Origin of the sequence: Mesorhizobium sp. M3A.F.Ca.ET.080.04.2.1 (assembly GCF_003952525.1) — a bacterium.
Lineage (GTDB): Bacteria > Pseudomonadota > Alphaproteobacteria > Rhizobiales > Rhizobiaceae > Mesorhizobium.
The window spans coordinates 1770564-1786677 of sequence record NZ_CP034451.1 but is presented as its reverse complement, the minus strand read 5'-3'; the positions used below and the strand labels follow the sequence as shown (position 1 = coordinate 1786677).

Genomic DNA, 16114 nt, shown 5'->3' with positions numbered 1-16114 from the left:
TGTTGTCTATTCCAGGGACTTGGAGGGCGTGCATGACCAAGTGGGTTTACTCCTTCGGCGACGGTGCTGCCGAAGGCCGTGCCAGCGACCGCAACCTTCTTGGCGGCAAGGGCGCCAATCTGGCCGAAATGTGCAACCTGGGCCTGCCGGTGCCGCCGGGCTTCACCATCACCACCGAAGTCTGCAACGCCTACTACGCCAACGGCCGCAGCTATCCGGACGGGCTGGAGGCGAACGTCCTGTCGGCGCTCGACCATATCGGCAAGATCACCGGTCGCCGATTTGGCGATCCCTCGAAGCTGCTGCTAGTGTCTGTGCGTTCCGGCGCCCGTGCGTCCATGCCCGGCATGATGGACACCGTTCTCAACCTCGGGCTCAACGACGAGACCGTCGAGGCTTTGGCCGCCGATGCAGGCGACGCCCGCTTTGCCTATGACAGCTACCGTCGCTTCATCCAAATGTATTCTGACGTCGTCATGGGGCTCGACCATGAAGTGTTCGAGGAAATCCTCGAGGACCAGAAAGCCAGCCTCGGCCATGAGCTTGACACCGAGCTGAGCGCCGTCGAATGGCAGGGCGTGATCGCGCTCTACAAGGCCAAGGTCGAGGAGGAGCTCGGCAAGCCGTTCCCGCAGGACCCGCATGAGCAGCTCTGGGGGGCGATCGGAGCGGTCTTTTCAAGCTGGATGAACAACCGCGCCATCACCTACCGCCGCCTGCACGATATCCCGGAAAGCTGGGGCACGGCGGTCAACGTCCAGGCCATGGTGTTCGGCAACATGGGCGACACCTCGGCCACCGGCGTCGCCTTCACCCGCAACCCGTCGACCGGCGAAAGGCAGCTCTACGGTGAATTCCTGGTCAACGCCCAGGGCGAGGACGTGGTCGCCGGCATCCGCACGCCTCAGAACATCACCGAAGCGGCGCGCATCGCCGCCGGCTCCGACAAGCCGTCGCTGCAGAAGCTGATGCCGGATGCCTTCCAGGCTTTCGTCGACATCTCCGACCGGCTGGAGAAGCATTACCGCGACATGCAGGATCTCGAATTCACCATCGAGCGCGGCAAGCTGTGGATGCTGCAGACCCGCTCCGGCAAGCGCACCGCCAAGGCGGCGCTCAAGATTGCCGTCGAGATGGCCAAGGACGGGCTGATCACCAAGGAGGAGGCGGTCGCCCGCATTGATCCGGCTTCGCTCGACCAGCTCCTGCACCCGACCATCGATCCAAAGGCCGCGCGTGATGTCATTGGCATGGGCCTGCCGGCCTCGCCTGGGGCCGCCACCGGCGAGATCGTCTTCTCATCGAGCGACGCGGAGGACGCCAAGGCGCAAGGCCGCAAGGCGATCCTGGTCCGTATCGAGACCAGCCCCGAGGACATCCATGGCATGCATGCGGCCGAGGGCATTCTCACCACCCGCGGCGGAATGACGAGCCATGCCGCCGTGGTGGCGCGCGGCATGGGCAAGCCCTGCGTATCGGGCGCCGGCTCGCTGCGCGTCGACTACAGGGCCGGCACCATGACCTCGATGGGCCAGACCTTCCGCAAGGGCGACGTCATCACCATCGACGGCGGCAACGGCCAGGTGCTGAAGGGCGCCGTCGCCATGCTGCAGCCGGAATTGTCGGGCGATTTCGCCGCCATCATGGACTGGGCGGATGCCGCGCGCCGCATGAAGGTGCGCACCAATGCCGAGACTCCGCTCGATGCGCGCATGGCGCGCTCGTTCGGCGCCGAAGGCATCGGGCTTTGCCGTACCGAGCACATGTTCTTCGAGGGCGACCGCATCGTCGCCATGCGCGAGATGATCCTGGCCGATACCGAGAAGGATAGGCGCGGCGCTCTCGGCAAGCTCTTGCCGATGCAGCGCTCGGATTTTCTCGAATTGTTCGAGATCATGGCCGGCCTGCCGGTCACCATCCGCCTGCTGGACCCGCCGCTGCATGAATTCCTGCCGAAGACCGAGGACGAGCTCGCCGAGGTCGCAAGGGCGATGAACGTCTCGGCGGACAAGCTCAGGCAGCGCACCGAGGCGCTGCATGAATTCAACCCGATGCTCGGCCATCGCGGCTGCCGGCTCGCCGTCTCCTATCCCGAGATCGCCGAGATGCAGGCTCGTGCCATCTTCGAGGCGGCGGTCGAGGCCGGCCGCAAGGCCGGCGCGCTGGTCGTGCCCGAAATCATGGTTCCCCTGGTCGGTCTCGTAAAGGAACTGGAATACGTCAAGGCGCGCATCGATGCGGTCGCCCAAAGTGTCATGCAGGAGACAGCCACCAAGATCGACTATCTCACCGGCACGATGATCGAGCTGCCGCGCGCCGCCATCCGCGCCCATATCATCGCCGAGGCGGCGGAATTCTTCTCGTTCGGCACCAACGATCTGACCCAGACGACCTTCGGCATCTCGCGCGACGATGCAGCTTCGTTCCTTGAAACCTATCGCCAGAAAGGTATCATCGAGCAGGATCCCTTCGTCTCGCTCGACGTGGACGGCGTCGGCGAATTGGTGCGGATCGCGACGGAGAAGGGCCGGTCGACGCGGTCCAGCATCAAGCTCGGCATCTGCGGTGAACATGGCGGCGATCCGGCCTCGATCCGTTTCTGCGAAGAGGTAGGCCTCGACTATGTGTCATGTTCACCCTATCGCGTGCCGATCGCCCGGCTGGCCGCAGCGCAGGCCGCCGTGCAGGTCGCAGGACAGGCATCGCAGCGTCGCTGAGAGGCCGCGGCGCGCTTACGCTTTCCTGGACAAAGTCACGCGAACCTGCGCGTGACGGCCCCGATGTCGACACTGTCTCCGCCCAGTTCTGCGGTCTCCAATCCGCCCGGTGAAAAGGAACAGACGTTGCAGGCTCCCCCCACCACCGTGCGGTCGATCCTGATAGTGCAGACCAAGTTCATCGGCGACCTCGTGCTTGCCTCGACGTTGGCGCGGAACCTGCAGCTCGAATATGCCGGTGCCCGGATCATCTTCCTTTGCGAAGCCCGCTTCGCCAGTTTTCTAACGGCCCACGACATCGCTGCGGAGGCCGTGACCTTCCGCCGCTCGCATATACGCGGCACCCCGTTGCGGCGCGCGCAGGAACTCGTTCGAACGGTGCTCAAACTGCGCCGCTACCGCTTCGACATGATCATCGACATCTCCGATTCCAAGACGTCGCGGTTCATCTCAGGACTGGTCAGCGCACCGATCCGCGTCGGATATCACCCACCCGAAAGGCCGTTGCGTTGGTTCGAGCGCCAACGTGCCAATGTCAAGGCAAAGCCGTTCGGCTATGGCGAGCAGCACTTTCTCTATCGCTATCTCTCGCCGCTGGAGGCGCTTGGCGTAGACCTGCGCGTTCGGGTTCCTGCCATCCAGCCGCTGCCGCTTGAGACAACACGGGCCTTGGCGTTGCTGGACACGTTCCATCTTCGGCCCAACGCCTATGTGGCGGTGCATGCCGGCGCAAGCTTCCCCGGGCGCCGATGGCAGCCTGAACGCTTTGCCGCGGCAATCGACAGGATTGCCGACGACAGCGGACTGGCCATCGTTCTGGTCGGCGGCCCCGACGAGAAAGACACGGCCGAGCAGATCGTCGGGGGCACCAAGACCCCGATCGTCAATCTCGTCGGTGCCCTCTCGCTCGAAACGCTCCAGGCTCTGCTCAAACAAGCGCGGCTATTTCTCGGCAACGAGAGCGGCCCGATGCACATGGCGGCTGCGGCAGGCACGCCCGTCGTCGGCCTGTTCGGCCTGACCAACCCTGTCCGCTGGGGACCGGTGGGCGCTCCCAGCATCTCCTTGCAGCCGCCCATGCCTTGCGACTGCGTCGGCGGCGACCTGTGCCGCCGCAAAGATCCAAGCCGGTCGTGCTGCGTCTGGCGTCTCGAAGTGGATCCCGTGGTCCAAGCGGTGGGCGAACTTCTGTCGCGAACCCCCGTTGCCGTGCGGCAGGCGAGCTGATCGCCGGGCAAATCGCCGCGTCGGCTCCTTTTCAGATATGAACCGTCCCGATTTTTGCCTAGATGCCGGTCTTGTTGACGGCCTCTTGCGGTCAGCGGCGCGACGAGCCGGGGTTTGGGAAGAATGACGGGTCTGCTTCGGAAATATCTGTGCGCGCTCGCGCTGTCGCTCGCGGTGGTGTCGGCCGGCAAGGCCGGGACGCTGCTCGAGCCGACCTTGCACGTGAAGCCGCAGGGCGGCGGCGGTCGTGTCGCGCTGACGCTGGACGCCTGCGGCGGCAAGACCGATACGCGCATTCTCTCCGCCCTGGTAGAGAACAAGATTCCGGCAACCATTTTCGTCACCGGCATCTGGCTGAAACGCAATGCCGCCGCTGTCGAGATCATGCGGGCGCACCCGGAGCTGTTCGAACTCGAAAATCACGGCGGCCGCCACATACCGGCGGTCGACACGCCGCAAAAGATCTACGGCATCCGCAGCGCCGGCAGTCCCGAGGCCGTTCTGGCGGAAGTCGAGTCCGGCGCCGCCGCGCTGGCGAGCGCCGGCGGTCCGGCGCCAAAATGGTTTCGCGGCGCCACTGCCGAATACAGTCTTTCGGCGATCGCCATGATCCGCAAGCTGGGTTTCAGGATCGCCGGCTTCTCGATCAACGGCGACGGCGGCTCCCTGCTGGGAGCGAAGGAAACCACCCGGCGCATCGCCGCCGCCAAGGACGGCGACGTCATCATTGCTCACATCAACCAGCCGATCCATGCGGCCGGCGAGGGCGTCGTGCAGGGCCTGCTCGCCCTGAAACAGAAGGGCATGACCTTCGTTCGCCTCGACGATGCCGAGGACGTGGGCAATGACGGCACTACCGACTGACCAGTTCCCTTCAGCCGGCCCGCGAACAGTCGCCTGTCATTGCGGCGTGGCTTCCACCGTCACCTTGCTCGCGTAGAACGCGCCATGATTGCGGATATCGAGCACTTCGTCGAAGGGCTGCTCATAGGCCCACATCGCATTCGTTCCGTTCTCTCCGGCGGGCACAATGCTCCAATAGCTGGCATCGCCCTTGTAGGGACAATGCGTCGAGTGCCCGGTCTTGGCGAGGTTGCTGAAATCGATATCGTCGAACGGAATGTAATAGACCGGGGCATAGGGCGGCTCCGACAGCAGCCTGGCCCGTGTCGACCTGGCGATGACCCTGCCACCTGCCAGCACCGTAACGCTGCCCCGATAGGTTTCGATGGTTATCAGTTTGTCGGGATTGCGCTGAAAGCCGGGTGCCGGATTGGCGCGCTTGTCCATGACGATCTCCTTTCCCGGCATAAGCTGTGTCGGACAAAGGACTTGCACAAGCCCGAGCCCCCTTCTTGCACCCGACGCGACGTCAGGCGGCGGCCTTGAACGCATCCATCAGGCCGGCATAAGCGGCTGCGATGCCGGCCACCGGGTTGGTGCTTCTCGCCGCCGTCTCGACCTTCAGCGCGCCGCCTGCGGTCGGCAGGGTGAGCAGGAGGAACTGGCGATTGCCGGCGTCGCCGATGCAGGCGGCGGCGACATGCTCGGTTTCGCCGGCGTTGTCGACGCACATCTTGAACAGCAGCGTGCCGCCGACGGCCTCCAGCGCACCGCCGACGACTTCGGCAAATTGGTCGTCGGAAACGGCTTTAGGGTCCGGCGTCAGATCGGCCAGGCTTTCGGCAAGCGAGCTTTCCAGGGTTTGGTCGTCGAGCTGCGGTTCCATGCGAACTTCTCCATTCGCCAATCTCACCCAGCCCGTTAACAAAACTTGACGTCGACGATGGCCGGATTATGGCGAATCCCGGGATGCTTCGATCCTGCCGCAACCTTGGACTTATGGCGGCTGGACAATCCGCCGGTTCGTCCCACAATGCGTGAAACAACGACGCAAAAGCGCAAAGGGGAGAACCGCGATGCTTGGATTGATGCAGGAATGGCCGCTGCTCTGCCATAAGCTCATCGACAATGCCGAACGGCAGCATGGTCGCCGCGAGATCGTGACGCGCTCGATCGAGGGTCCCGTCGTGCGCACCACCTACGCCGAGATCCACCATCGCGCCCTGAAGGTCGCGCAGCGGCTGGAGCGTGACGGCTTCAGCCTGGGCGACCGGATCGCGACCCTCGCCTGGAACACGGCCCGGCACATCGAGGCCTGGTACGGCATCATGGGCATCGGCGCGATTTATCACACCCTCAACCCGCGTCTCTTCCCCGAGCAGATCGCCTGGATCATGAACAACGCGGAGGACAGGGCGGTCTTCGTCGACCTTACCTTCGTGCCGTTGCTCGAAAAGATCGCCGGCCAGGTCAAGTCGCTGAGGCAGGTGATTGTGCTGACCGACGGGGCGCACATGCCGCAAACTTCATTGCCGAATGCGGTCGCCTATGAGGAATGGCTGGCCGAGGCCGACGGCGCCTTCGCCTGGAAGAGCTTCGACGAGAACACTGCCGCCGGCATGTGCTACACCTCCGGCACGACCGGCGACCCGAAGGGGGTTCTCTACAGTCATCGCTCCAACGTCCTTCATGCCATGATCGCCGCCATGCCGGACGCCATGGGCATATCCGCGCGGGACGTGATTCTTCCGGTGGTGCCGATGTTCCACGCCAATGCATGGGGCCTTGGCCAGAGCGGGCCGATGATCGGCGCCAAGCTGGTCATGCCCGGCTGCAAGATGGATGGCGCTTCGATCTATGAATTGCTCGACACCGAAAAGGTCACCTTCAGCGCCGCCGTGCCGACGGTCTGGATGATGTTGCTGCAATATCTGGAAGAGACCGGCAACAAGCTTCCCCATCTGAGAAAGGTCGTGATCGGCGGCTCCTCCTGCCCGCGCGCCATTACCAGGAAATTCCAGGACAACTACGATGTCCAGGTCGTGCACGCCTGGGGCATGACCGAAATGTCGCCGCTCGGCACGCTGTGCACCATGAAGCCGGAGTATGAAGGGCTCTCCGGCGAGGCGCGTCTGGATGTTCAGGGCAAGCAGGGCTATCCGCCCTTCGGCGTCGAGATGAAGGTGACCGACGACGACGACAACGCGCTGCCTTGGGATGGCAAGACCTTCGGGCGACTCAAGGTGCGCGGTCCGGCAATCGCGCGCGCCTATTACGGCGGCATCGGCGCCGAGCAGTTCGACGCCGACGGCTGGTTCGACACCGGAGACGTGGCGCATATCGACGCCAACGGTTACATGCAGATCACCGATCGCGCCAAGGACGTCATCAAATCGGGCGGTGAGTGGATCTCCACAATCGATCTCGAGAATCTTGCCGTCGGCCATCCCGACGTGGCGGAGGCCGCCGCGATCGGCGTGCCGCATTCCAAATGGGGCGAGCGGCCCCTGCTGGTGGTCGTGCGCAAGCCGGGCAAGGAGCCGAGCAAGGGCGACATCTTGGCCTTCATGAACGGCAAGGTCGCCAAATGGTGGATGCCGGACGATGTTGCCTTCGTCGGCGAAATTCCCCACACGGCAACCGGCAAGATCCAGAAGACCGCATTGCGCCAGCAATTCAGGGACTATCGGCTGCCGACGGATTGAGGATTGTTCATTCGTTCGCCTTCAAGCCCGAGCCAAGAGTGCGCGGCGGTTTTCAGTCCGGAGTTGCGTGAAAACAGACAGTTAGCGCAGTTCAGCAATTCCACGAAACGCTGAACTGCGCTAAGTCTCGACGCGGACTGGGGTGATGCGGCAGACGATGGCTACAATTCCTGAACGGCAGACGTCGAGAGCGGCCGGCTGGTCGCGGCGGATCGGAGCGTTCTCGCTCGTCCTGTTGCTGACGGTGGTTGCCGGCTACCGCCTCGACCTCGTCGACACACCGCCCTTTCTGTGGGTGCTGGCGCTCGTCGCGCTGCTTGCCGCGTTGGCGTTCCTGCTCGCGGGGCTTGCGCTGTCGAGGCTGTGGAATTTCGGCGATCGCGGCGGCCGCGATCTCAGCGTCGGCGCGCTGCTGGCGCTGCTGGTGCTGGCGCCATACGGCATCGCCGCCTACTGGGCGACGATCTATCCGCCGCTGCGCGACATCTCGACCGATCTCGAGAATCCGCCGGTGCTGGACACCAGCGACCGGACGAGCGACATGAACGCGCTGTCGTCGCCGACGCCCGGCGAGCAGGCCTTGCAGGCCGAGGCCTACCCGCTGGTCACCGGGCGCAGCTACAACCTGCCTTTCGAAACCGTGGTCGACGCCGCCGAAACCGTGCTCGACCGGCGCGACTGGCAACTGACCGCTCCCTATCCCGATATCAACGGCCAGAGCGAGGCGACGATCAACGCGGTTGCCAGGGGCTTCGCGATCGGTCTGCCCGCCGACGTCGCCATCCGCGTCACCGACGATGGCGATTCGGTCGTCGTCGACATGCGTTCGGCCTCGCGCTACGGCCGATACGACCTCGGCGACAATGCCGCCCGCATCACCGATTTCCTTGCCGAACTCGACCAGCAGGTCGCCGGCCAGGTGGGTGCCGCGCCGGCCGAATAGGCCAGCCGCGCAAAAATTGGTCAGCCAGGCTCGAAGATGCCGTCGATCGCCGGGTCGCCCGCGGTAGCGACCAGGCCGCGCGCCACCAGGTCCTCGAGATGGGCCAGCACCGACAGGCCGGCTGCTCCATGCAGTCGCGGATCGGTGTCGCGATAGATCGCCGCCACCATGTCCTTGATCGTTCGGTCGCCGTCGCGGATCCGTTCGAGGATCGCTCGCTCACGCATCTTGCGATGCGTCTTCAGCCCGCGCATGAACTTGCGCGGCGCGACGACAGGACCGCCATGGCCGGGCAAAAGCAGGCGGTCGTCGCGCTCGATCAGCCTGTCGAGCGATTCCATATAGTCCGCCATTGCGCCGTCGGGCGGCGCGACAATGGACGTCGCCCAGGCCATGACATGGTCGGCCGAAAACAGGATGCCGGTGCCTTCCAGCGCAAAGGCCGCGTGGTTGGCCGCGTGGCCCGGCGTCAGCACCGTTCGTATCGCCCAGCCATCGCCATGGGTGAGGATACCGTCGGCCAGCGCGACATCGGGAACGAAAGCCGTGTCGGCGCTGGCATCGAGCGGGTTGATCTCGCCGATGCGCAGCGCCCGCGCCGGGCGATGCGGTCCTTCGGCAAGCACGGTCGCGCCGGTGCGCGCCTTCAGCCGTGCCGCGAGCGGCGAGTGGTCGCGATGGGTGTGGCTGACGAAGATATGGCTGACCGGCCTGCCGCCGATCGCGGCAAGCAGCGTTTCGAGATGGGCGTCGTCGTCCGGTCCCGGATCGATCACCGCCAGTGTCTCGCGCCCGACAAGATAGCTGTTGGTGCCGTGGAAGGTGAACGGACTGGGGTTTCTGGCGGTGACGCGCAGCACATGCGGCGCGACGGTGACCGCCTGGCCGTAGGCCGGATCGAAGCGTGTCTCGAGTTCGAGCGTCATGCCGGGGCCCTGCTGCTGCGCGGCAAAATGATTGCCGCTCGGTACGGAAGCCAATATAGGAAAATCACAGCCAGCAAATCAGCCACTACGGGGAAGACCATGGCAACTGCAACCACGATGCGTCCGCTAGTTTCTCTCGCTCTGCCAGAGCAGGGGGCTGCAAGGCTTGGGACACAGCTCTTTCTGGCCATTGTCGGAACCATCCTCCTCACACTTTCGGCCAAGACGAAAATTGTGCTCGGCCCGGTGGATCTTTCGCTGCAGACGCTGGCCGTCCTGCTGATCGCGTCGGCCTTCGGGATGCGCTTGGCGATCGCGACGCTCATCCTCTACCTCGCCGAGGGCGCTTTTGGGTTGCCTGTCTTCCAGGGCACGCCGGAAAAAGGCCTCGGCATTGCCTACATGCTGAGCTCCACCGGCGGCTACCTCGCCGGCTTCGTAGTGATGGCCGCTATTGCCGGCTGGGCCGCGGATCGCGGCTGGGACCGCCATCCGGTCAAGCTGTTCGGCGCCATGCTGGTCGCCGAGATCGTAATGATGGCGATGGGTTTCGCCTGGCTGGCGACGCTCATCGGGCCGGAAAAGGCATGGCAGTTCGGCGTCCTGCCGTTCGTCGTCGGCGACCTGATCAAGGTGGCGCTTGCCGCCAGCCTGGTCCCCGCCGTCTGGTCGCTGCTCAAGCGCGCCTGAGATAAGGCAAAACCATCAAAAGGCCGGCGGGCGCTCTGTCCGCCGGCCTTTTTCATGGCGCGACGCGACGGCTTGTCCGCGCGGGTCGAAGAATCAGGGCGGACAATTGACAAGCCGGTGCGTCACTCCTAAGCACGGGCGACTTGATGGCTGGGCGGGGGCTTCGGCAGTTCAAGGAGAGCTTGTTGAAAGGAATTATCCTGGCAGGAGGCAGCGGAACACGCCTCTATCCGCTTACATTAGCGATTTCTAAGCAGATCCTGCCGATCTACGACAAGCCGATGATCTATTACCCGCTGAGCGTGCTCATGCTCGCGGGAATACGTGAAATCCTGGTCATTTCAACTCCGCGCGACTTGCCGGTCTTTCGCGACTTGCTTGGCGACGGCTCGGAGTTCGGTCTGAGCCTGGCCTATGCCGAGCAGCCGCAGCCCAATGGCCTGGCGGAAGCCTTCATCATCGGCCGCGACTTCATCGGCAGGGACGGCGTGTCGATGATTCTGGGCGACAACATCTATTTCGGCGACGGGCTGTCGCAGCTCTGCCGCCTAGCGGCGGCGCGTGAAACCGGCGCCTCGGTGTTTGCCTACCATGTCGACGATCCGGAGCGCTATGGCGTGGTCTCGTTCGACAAGGCGACCGGCAAGGCCCTGACCATCGAGGAAAAGCCGCAGAAGCCCAGGTCCAACTGGGCCGTCACCGGGCTCTACTTCTACGACAACGATGTCGTCGACATTGCTGGCTCGATCCGCCCTTCGGCGCGCGGCGAACTCGAGATCACGGCGGTCAACAATGTCTATCTCGAGCGCGGCGCGCTGCAGGTGCATCAGCTCGGCCGCGGCTACGCCTGGCTCGACACCGGCACGCATGACAGCCTGCACGAAGCTTCCTCCTTCGTGCGCACCATCGAGCACCGCCAGGGCATCAAGGTCGCCTGCCCGGAGGAGATCGCCTTGGAACAGGGCTGGCTCGGCGCCGACAAGGTTCTGGAACGCGCCGCGCGCCTGGGCAAGAATGACTATGCCGCCTATCTGCGCAAGCGGGTCGCCGACCTGACGGAGGAACGTGGTGCTTGAGGTCAGGCCGCTCGGCCTCGATGGCGTGCTGGAGATCGTGCCGAAGCGGCACGGCGACGCGCGCGGCTATTTCAGCGAGACCTGGAATGCCGAGCGTTTCGCGGACGCCGGCATCGCCCTCGATTTCGTGCAGGACAACCACTCCTATTCGGCTGCCGCCGGCGTGCTTCGCGGGCTGCATTATCAGCTGCCGCCGCGCGCGCAGGACAAGCTGCTGCGCGTTATCAGGGGCAGCCTGCTTGATGTCGCGGTCGACATCCGCCGCTCTTCGCCGACCTTCGGCAAATGGCTGGCGCTGGAGATATCGGCCGAAAAGGGCAACCAGATCCTGGTGCCGAAGGGCTTCGCGCATGGCTTCGTCACTCTCGAGCCGGATACCGAGGTGCTCTACAAGGTGACCGACACCTATTCGCCCGAGCATGACCGGTCGATCCGTTTCGACGACCCGGCAATCGGCATCGAATGGCCCACTGTTCCAGGCGGGTTCCAGCTTTCGGACAAGGACCGAAAGGCGCCGTTGCTCGGCAACGCGGAGGTGTTTGCGTGAGGAAGGACGGCGGCATGAACTTTCTGGTGACGGGCGGTGCCGGCTTCATCGGCTCGGCCGTATGCCGGCATCTGTGCGCGAATCCGGCCTACCGCGTCACCAATTTCGACAAGCTCACCTATGCCGGCAACCTCGCTTCGCTCAGGCCGATCGAGAACGCGCACAACTACCGCTTCGAGCGGGCCGACATCTGCGACGAGCGCGCGGTGCTGGAAATCTTGCGCCGCGACGACATCGACATCGTCATGAACCTCGCCGCCGAGAGCCATGTCGACCGCTCGATCGACGGGCCGGGCGCCTTCATCGAAACCAACATCGTCGGCACCTATCGCATGCTGAACGCCGCGCTCGACTACTGGCGCGGCCTGCCGGAGACGCGAAAGGCGGGCTTCCGCTTTCACCATATCTCGACCGACGAGGTGTTCGGCGATCTTCCCTTCGATACCGGCATGTTCGTGGAGGAGACGCCCTATGCGCCGTCCTCGCCCTATTCGGCGTCCAAGGCGGCGTCGGACCATCTGGTGCGGGCCTGGCATGAGACATACGGCCTGCCGGTGGTGCTTTCCAACTGCTCGAACAATTACGGCCCCTACCATTTTCCGGAAAAGCTCATCCCGCTGGTCATCCTCAACGCGCTCGACGAGAAGCCGCTGCCGGTCTACGGCGCCGGCGCCAATGTGCGCGACTGGCTGTTCGTCGAGGATCACGCGCGCGCCCTCGAGCTTGTCGCCACGAAGGGCCGGCCGGGCGAGAGCTACAATATCGGCGGCAACTCCGAGCGCACCAATCTCGGCGTCGTCGAGGCGATCTGCGACCTTCTCGACTTGAGGCGGCCGCGGGCCGGCGGCAAAAGCCACCGCGACCTGATCAGCTTCGTCACCGACCGCCCCGGCCACGACCGGCGCTATGCGATCGACGCCTCCAAGATCGCCCGCGATCTCGGCTGGACGCCGAGGGAGAATTTCGACAGCGGCCTGGCCAGGACGGTCGACTGGTACCTCGACAACAAATGGTGGTGGGGGCCGATCCGCGAGCAGCGCTATGCCGGCGAAAGACTGGGGCAGGTCGAAGCCAGGAAGGGGGCGGCGTGAGGCTTGCCGTCACCGGACGCGAGGGCCAGGTTGCCGCCAGCCTGATCGAGGCGGCGCGCAGCCGCAGCGACGTGGAAGTGGTTGCCGTCGGCCGCCCGACGCTCGACCTGACGCGGCCCGACACGGTGTTTCCGGCGCTCGAGGCGGCACGGCCGGACCTCGTCGTCTCGGCCGCCGCCTACACCGCCGTCGACCAGGCCGAGGACGAGAGCGACCTGGCCTTTGCCGTCAACGCCGTCGGCGCCGGCAAGGTGGCAGAGGCTGCGGCGCGGCTCGGCGTTCCCGTCATCCAGATCTCGACCGACTATGTCTTCGACGGCACCAAGGACGGCGCCTATGTCGAGACCGACGCGACCGCACCGCTCGGCGTCTACGGCGCCTCCAAGCTCGCCGGCGAGCAGGCGGTCGCTGCCGCCAACCCGCGCCACCTCATCCTGCGCACCGCCTGGGTCTACAGCCCCTTCGGCAAGAATTTCGTCAAAACCATGCTGAGGCTCGCCGCCGAGCGGGAGGAGATTTCGGTCGTCGCCGATCAAACAGGAACGCCGAGCTCCGCGCTCGACATCGCCGACGCGATCCTGCACGTGGCGGCAAGGCTGCGCGACGACCAGAATTTCGCCGCCTGGGGCATCTACCATCTGGCCGGCAGCGGCGAGACCAACTGGAGCGGCTTCGCCCGTCATATCCTGGACACAAGCCGGGCGTTTGGTGGCCCGCACGCGCGGGTGCGCGACATCGCGACCACGGACTATCCGACCAAGGCGAGACGGCCGGCCAATTCGCGGCTGTCGAGCGAGAAGTTTGCAATCACATTTCAGTGGACGAAATCGGAATGGCGCCACTCGGCGGAGTCGATCATCCGGCGGCTTATGCCAAGTTGATTGAGCTGCAATGTCGAATGGAACTTCGGGAAGAACCAATATCCGATATTTGGGGGTATTAGTGAACGAGATTATGAAGATTCTGCGAGAGCGGGTTTCTTTGCGGAATAGCGTGAGGATTATTCGGCAAAGCGGCCTTTTTGACGACCGATACTACCTTGACCAACTCGGCGAGGGAGAGCGGTCTGGTGACCTCATAGCTCACTACGTATCAGTTGGCGAAAACCTAGGATTCCGGCCATCCGAAAAGTTCGATCCGAGATTTTACGGCGGGCGGTATCCCGATGTCGCGTTAAGCGGGCGCAACTTGTTGTCACATTTTGTTACCTACGGCATTCGAGAGGGACGACTCGGTCGTGCCCAGACAGAAGAGTTTGAGGCCGCGACAGTCGCTCTTGAGAAAACAAAGCGTACGATTCTTCTGCTTGTTCATGAATTGTCGAGAACCGGTGCTCCGATACTAGGGTGGAACATCGGATATTACTTAAAGAGAAATTTTGACTACAATATTGTTGTTATATCACTTTCATCTGGGGACATTGCGGAGAGATTTCATGATGAATTTAACATTGTGATACCATTTAATGGTATAAGTCATAATGACGAGCCGCAGTTACGCAGCATAGCGACATCAGCAATTTCACAGTTTAAGCCAGATTACATTTTGGCGAATAGTATGATAACATTCCCTCTCGCAAATGAATTTTTTAAACTTGGGGCCCCTGTCATTGGCCTGGTTCACGAGTTCGCTACTTTCGCCGTCCACATGCGGGAGATCGCCAAGACAATGCAAAATCTGTCAGAACTCGTTTTTCCCGCAGAAGTCGTGCGCCGATCATCCTTCGACAAATTTCCTTCGCTCAAGATGAGGCCGTCGCACATTATAGCACAGGGGAGATCGGAAGTGCCGCACACCAAAAACGCTGCCAAAAGAGGCGTGAACGCCTTGGCTGAGTTTCGCAACGGCGCCGACTTTGTCGTGATTGGCGTGGGTACACTCGAATGGCGCAAAGGGGTGGATCTGTTCGTTTGTGCGGCCGCTGCCGCAAAAAAAAGAGCTCCTAAAATCAAACTTAGATTCACTTGGATCGGAAGCGTGCACGGCAGCGGGTACGAATTGAAGGAATTCTTGAATGAGCAAGTCGTTCGGTCAGATGTAACCGACGTCGTTGAGTTCCTTGAGGCAGTTCCAGATCTCGATTGGGCTTATGCAAGCGCCGACGCATTTTTCCTAAGCTCGCGGCTTGATCCACTCCCAAACGTCAGCATTGAAGCCGTCTCTCGCGGGTTGCCTCTAGTTTGTTTTGAGCACGGAAGCGGCATGGCAGAGATTATGTCGGGGGATATCGATGCCAGACAACTGGTGGTGCCTTATCTGGACGCATCTGCTGCAGCGGATGTTTTCGTAAAGATGGCATCCGACCAGGTATGGATGAGAAAAAAGAAATTCGCGATGCAACGGATCTCAAATCAGCGGTTTGACATGGATGCATATGTAAGGAAACTTGACACCTTAGGCCGGAATATTGCGAGGATAGGCACTTAAGCGAAAATGACTGTTGCGGTGTTTGGAAGTACTGGATTCATTGGTCGTCATGTTATAAAAATACTTGACGCCTCAGGAATCGCTCATAAAAGATTTTCCCACAAGGTAAACTTGGGGGATGTATCTGCAATACCCATTGAGTTCGAAAACCCCGTTTCCTACCGCGACCATCTGACAGATGTGTCCGCAGTTGTATTGCTGGTTAGTCAATCGAGCCCGGGCTCGTTTGCCAATCGGGCCGAATCCGAGGTTGTCCATAATCTTCTACCTTATGCGCGTTTCCTTGAAGTGGTGCCCTCTTCCTCAATCAGGCACATAGTGTTCGTGTCGTCCGGCGGAACCGTCTATGGCCAACAAACCGGGCTGGTGATCAATGAGGATCACCCGACTCGACCAATAAGCTTTTACGGTGCTGGTAAGCTTATGGTCGAAACTATGTTGCAAACAGCACTTGCTGAATTGAGCATTCCCTTGACTATCTTGCGTCCAAGCAACCCCGTTGGCGTTGATCAGGATGTCGGCCGGGTAGGATTCGTCAAGAATGCTGTGCATGCAGCGATGACAGGATCTACGTTGGAGGTATGGGGAGACGGATCTGCTATCAGAGACTATTTCCAAGTAGAAGATCTTGCCAAGGCAATTGTGCTCAGCATAAACAACGTACTTGCGTATAATAAAGTTTTTAACGTCGGATCTGGGGTTGGAACGAGTATAAATGAGGTGGTGTCGCTTATTGAGCGAGTGTCTTCGAGATCGATAGAAATATCCTACCGGCCATCTCGATATGTCGATGTTCGATCGAATGTTTTGTCATACAAACTGATCGCCGATACGCTTGGATGGTATCCGAGCAGAAATCTCTTTGAAATCATTGAGGAGCTTGTCCGACCTTAACCTGTGGTCTGTACCCGAGTTTTTCTGG

General features: G+C 62.2%; 15 protein-coding genes. 12 read left to right on the top strand and 3 right to left on the bottom strand.

The window, feature by feature from the left end:
• Nucleotides 1-32 precede the first annotated feature (32 nt).
• The 3 genes from ppdK (at nt 33) to EJ074_RS08740 (ending at nt 4808) form a co-directional block, all read left to right on the top strand.
• Nucleotides 33-2717, top strand: a complete 2685-nt coding sequence (gene ppdK, locus EJ074_RS08750; protein ID WP_129553033.1) for a pyruvate, phosphate dikinase — start codon at nt 33-35, stop codon at nt 2715-2717.
• Nucleotides 2718-2843: 126 nt separating this feature from the next.
• Nucleotides 2844-3944 (top strand): glycosyltransferase family 9 protein, encoded by a 1101-nt coding sequence (locus EJ074_RS08745; RefSeq protein ID WP_245454810.1) that lies wholly within the window; start codon nt 2844-2846, stop codon nt 3942-3944.
• 123 nt (nt 3945-4067) lie between these two features.
• Nucleotides 4068-4808, top strand: a complete 741-nt coding sequence (locus EJ074_RS08740) for a polysaccharide deacetylase family protein (protein WP_129553031.1) — start codon at nt 4068-4070, stop codon at nt 4806-4808.
• Nucleotides 4809-4844: 36 nt separating this feature from the next.
• Here the strand turns inward: EJ074_RS08740 and EJ074_RS08735 are convergent, their stop codons facing one another.
• Nucleotides 4845-5234: a DUF427 domain-containing protein gene (locus EJ074_RS08735; protein ID WP_095805801.1), complete on the bottom strand. Its 390-nt coding sequence runs from the start codon at nt 5232-5234 to the stop codon at nt 4845-4847.
• Nucleotides 5235-5316: 82 nt separating this feature from the next.
• Complete coding sequence (locus EJ074_RS08730) at nt 5317-5673, bottom strand: hypothetical protein (protein ID WP_129553030.1); 357 nt, start codon at nt 5671-5673, stop codon at nt 5317-5319.
• Nucleotides 5674-5863: 190 nt separating this feature from the next.
• On the opposite strand from EJ074_RS08730, the gene EJ074_RS08725 reads away from it, so the two are divergent.
• Together EJ074_RS08725 and EJ074_RS08720 are read left to right on the top strand one after the other, a co-directional pair.
• Nucleotides 5864-7492: a fatty-acid--CoA ligase gene (locus EJ074_RS08725; RefSeq protein ID WP_129553029.1), complete on the top strand. Its 1629-nt coding sequence runs from the start codon at nt 5864-5866 to the stop codon at nt 7490-7492.
• A gap of 157 nt (nt 7493-7649) precedes the next feature.
• Entirely contained in the window at nt 7650-8435 is a 786-nt protein-coding gene (locus EJ074_RS08720; protein ID WP_095805802.1) for a DUF1499 domain-containing protein, read from the top strand.
• Between the two features lie 20 nt (nt 8436-8455).
• Here EJ074_RS08720 and EJ074_RS08715 read toward each other — a convergent pair whose 3' ends face one another.
• A complete protein-coding gene (locus tag EJ074_RS08715) occupies nt 8456-9361 on the bottom strand; it encodes an MBL fold metallo-hydrolase (RefSeq protein WP_129553028.1) in 906 nt (301 codons plus the stop codon).
• Nucleotides 9362-9460: 99 nt separating this feature from the next.
• Between EJ074_RS08715 and EJ074_RS08710 the strand changes: the two genes are divergently transcribed.
• The 7 genes from EJ074_RS08710 (at nt 9461) to EJ074_RS08680 (ending at nt 16086) form a co-directional block, all read left to right on the top strand.
• Nucleotides 9461-10051: a biotin transporter BioY gene (locus EJ074_RS08710; RefSeq protein WP_129553027.1), complete on the top strand. Its 591-nt coding sequence runs from the start codon at nt 9461-9463 to the stop codon at nt 10049-10051.
• 185 nt (nt 10052-10236) lie between these two features.
• The gene (gene rfbA / locus EJ074_RS08705) at nt 10237-11127 is read left to right on the top strand and encodes a glucose-1-phosphate thymidylyltransferase RfbA (RefSeq protein ID WP_129553026.1); all 891 of its coding nucleotides are present in this window, start codon (nt 10237-10239) and stop codon (nt 11125-11127) included.
• Nucleotides 11120-11674, top strand: a complete 555-nt coding sequence (rfbC, locus tag EJ074_RS08700; RefSeq protein WP_129553025.1) for a dTDP-4-dehydrorhamnose 3,5-epimerase — start codon at nt 11120-11122, stop codon at nt 11672-11674. The genes rfbA and rfbC overlap by 8 nt, the downstream gene beginning before the upstream one ends.
• A 14-nt stretch (nt 11675-11688) precedes the next feature.
• Nucleotides 11689-12765: a dTDP-glucose 4,6-dehydratase gene (gene rfbB, locus EJ074_RS08695; RefSeq protein WP_129554013.1), complete on the top strand. Its 1077-nt coding sequence runs from the start codon at nt 11689-11691 to the stop codon at nt 12763-12765.
• A complete protein-coding gene (gene rfbD / locus EJ074_RS08690; protein ID WP_129553024.1) occupies nt 12762-13646 on the top strand; it encodes a dTDP-4-dehydrorhamnose reductase in 885 nt (294 codons plus the stop codon). Before rfbB ends, rfbD begins: the two co-directional genes overlap by 4 nt.
• 61 nt (nt 13647-13707) lie before the next feature.
• A complete protein-coding gene (locus EJ074_RS08685; protein ID WP_165349891.1) occupies nt 13708-15192 on the top strand; it encodes a glycosyltransferase in 1485 nt (494 codons plus the stop codon).
• 6 nt (nt 15193-15198) lie between these two features.
• Nucleotides 15199-16086, top strand: a complete 888-nt coding sequence (locus tag EJ074_RS08680; protein ID WP_129553022.1) for an NAD-dependent epimerase/dehydratase family protein — start codon at nt 15199-15201, stop codon at nt 16084-16086.
• Nucleotides 16087-16114 lie beyond the last annotated feature (28 nt).

What these genes read in the sequence shown, in the direction of transcription:
- ppdK (WP_129553033.1), top strand. Translation starts at nt 33, where the DNA reads ATGACCAAGTGGGTTTACTCCTTCGGCGACGGTGCTGCCGAAGGCCGT.
- EJ074_RS08740 (WP_129553031.1), top strand. Translation starts at nt 4,068, where the DNA reads ATGACGGGTCTGCTTCGGAAATATCTGTGCGCGCTCGCGCTGTCGCTC.
- EJ074_RS08735 (WP_095805801.1), bottom strand. Translation starts at nt 5,234, where the DNA reads ATGGACAAGCGCGCCAATCCGGCACCCGGCTTTCAGCGCAATCCCGAC.
- EJ074_RS08730 (WP_129553030.1), bottom strand. Translation starts at nt 5,673, where the DNA reads ATGGAACCGCAGCTCGACGACCAAACCCTGGAAAGCTCGCTTGCCGAA.
- EJ074_RS08725 (WP_129553029.1), top strand. Translation starts at nt 5,864, where the DNA reads ATGCTTGGATTGATGCAGGAATGGCCGCTGCTCTGCCATAAGCTCATC.
- EJ074_RS08720 (WP_095805802.1), top strand. Translation starts at nt 7,650, where the DNA reads ATGGCTACAATTCCTGAACGGCAGACGTCGAGAGCGGCCGGCTGGTCG.
- EJ074_RS08715 (WP_129553028.1), bottom strand. Translation starts at nt 9,361, where the DNA reads ATGACGCTCGAACTCGAGACACGCTTCGATCCGGCCTACGGCCAGGCG.
- EJ074_RS08710 (WP_129553027.1), top strand. Translation starts at nt 9,461, where the DNA reads ATGGCAACTGCAACCACGATGCGTCCGCTAGTTTCTCTCGCTCTGCCA.
- rfbB (WP_129554013.1), top strand. Translation starts at nt 11,689, where the DNA reads ATGAACTTTCTGGTGACGGGCGGTGCCGGCTTCATCGGCTCGGCCGTA.
- EJ074_RS08680 (WP_129553022.1), top strand. Translation starts at nt 15,199, where the DNA reads ATGACTGTTGCGGTGTTTGGAAGTACTGGATTCATTGGTCGTCATGTT.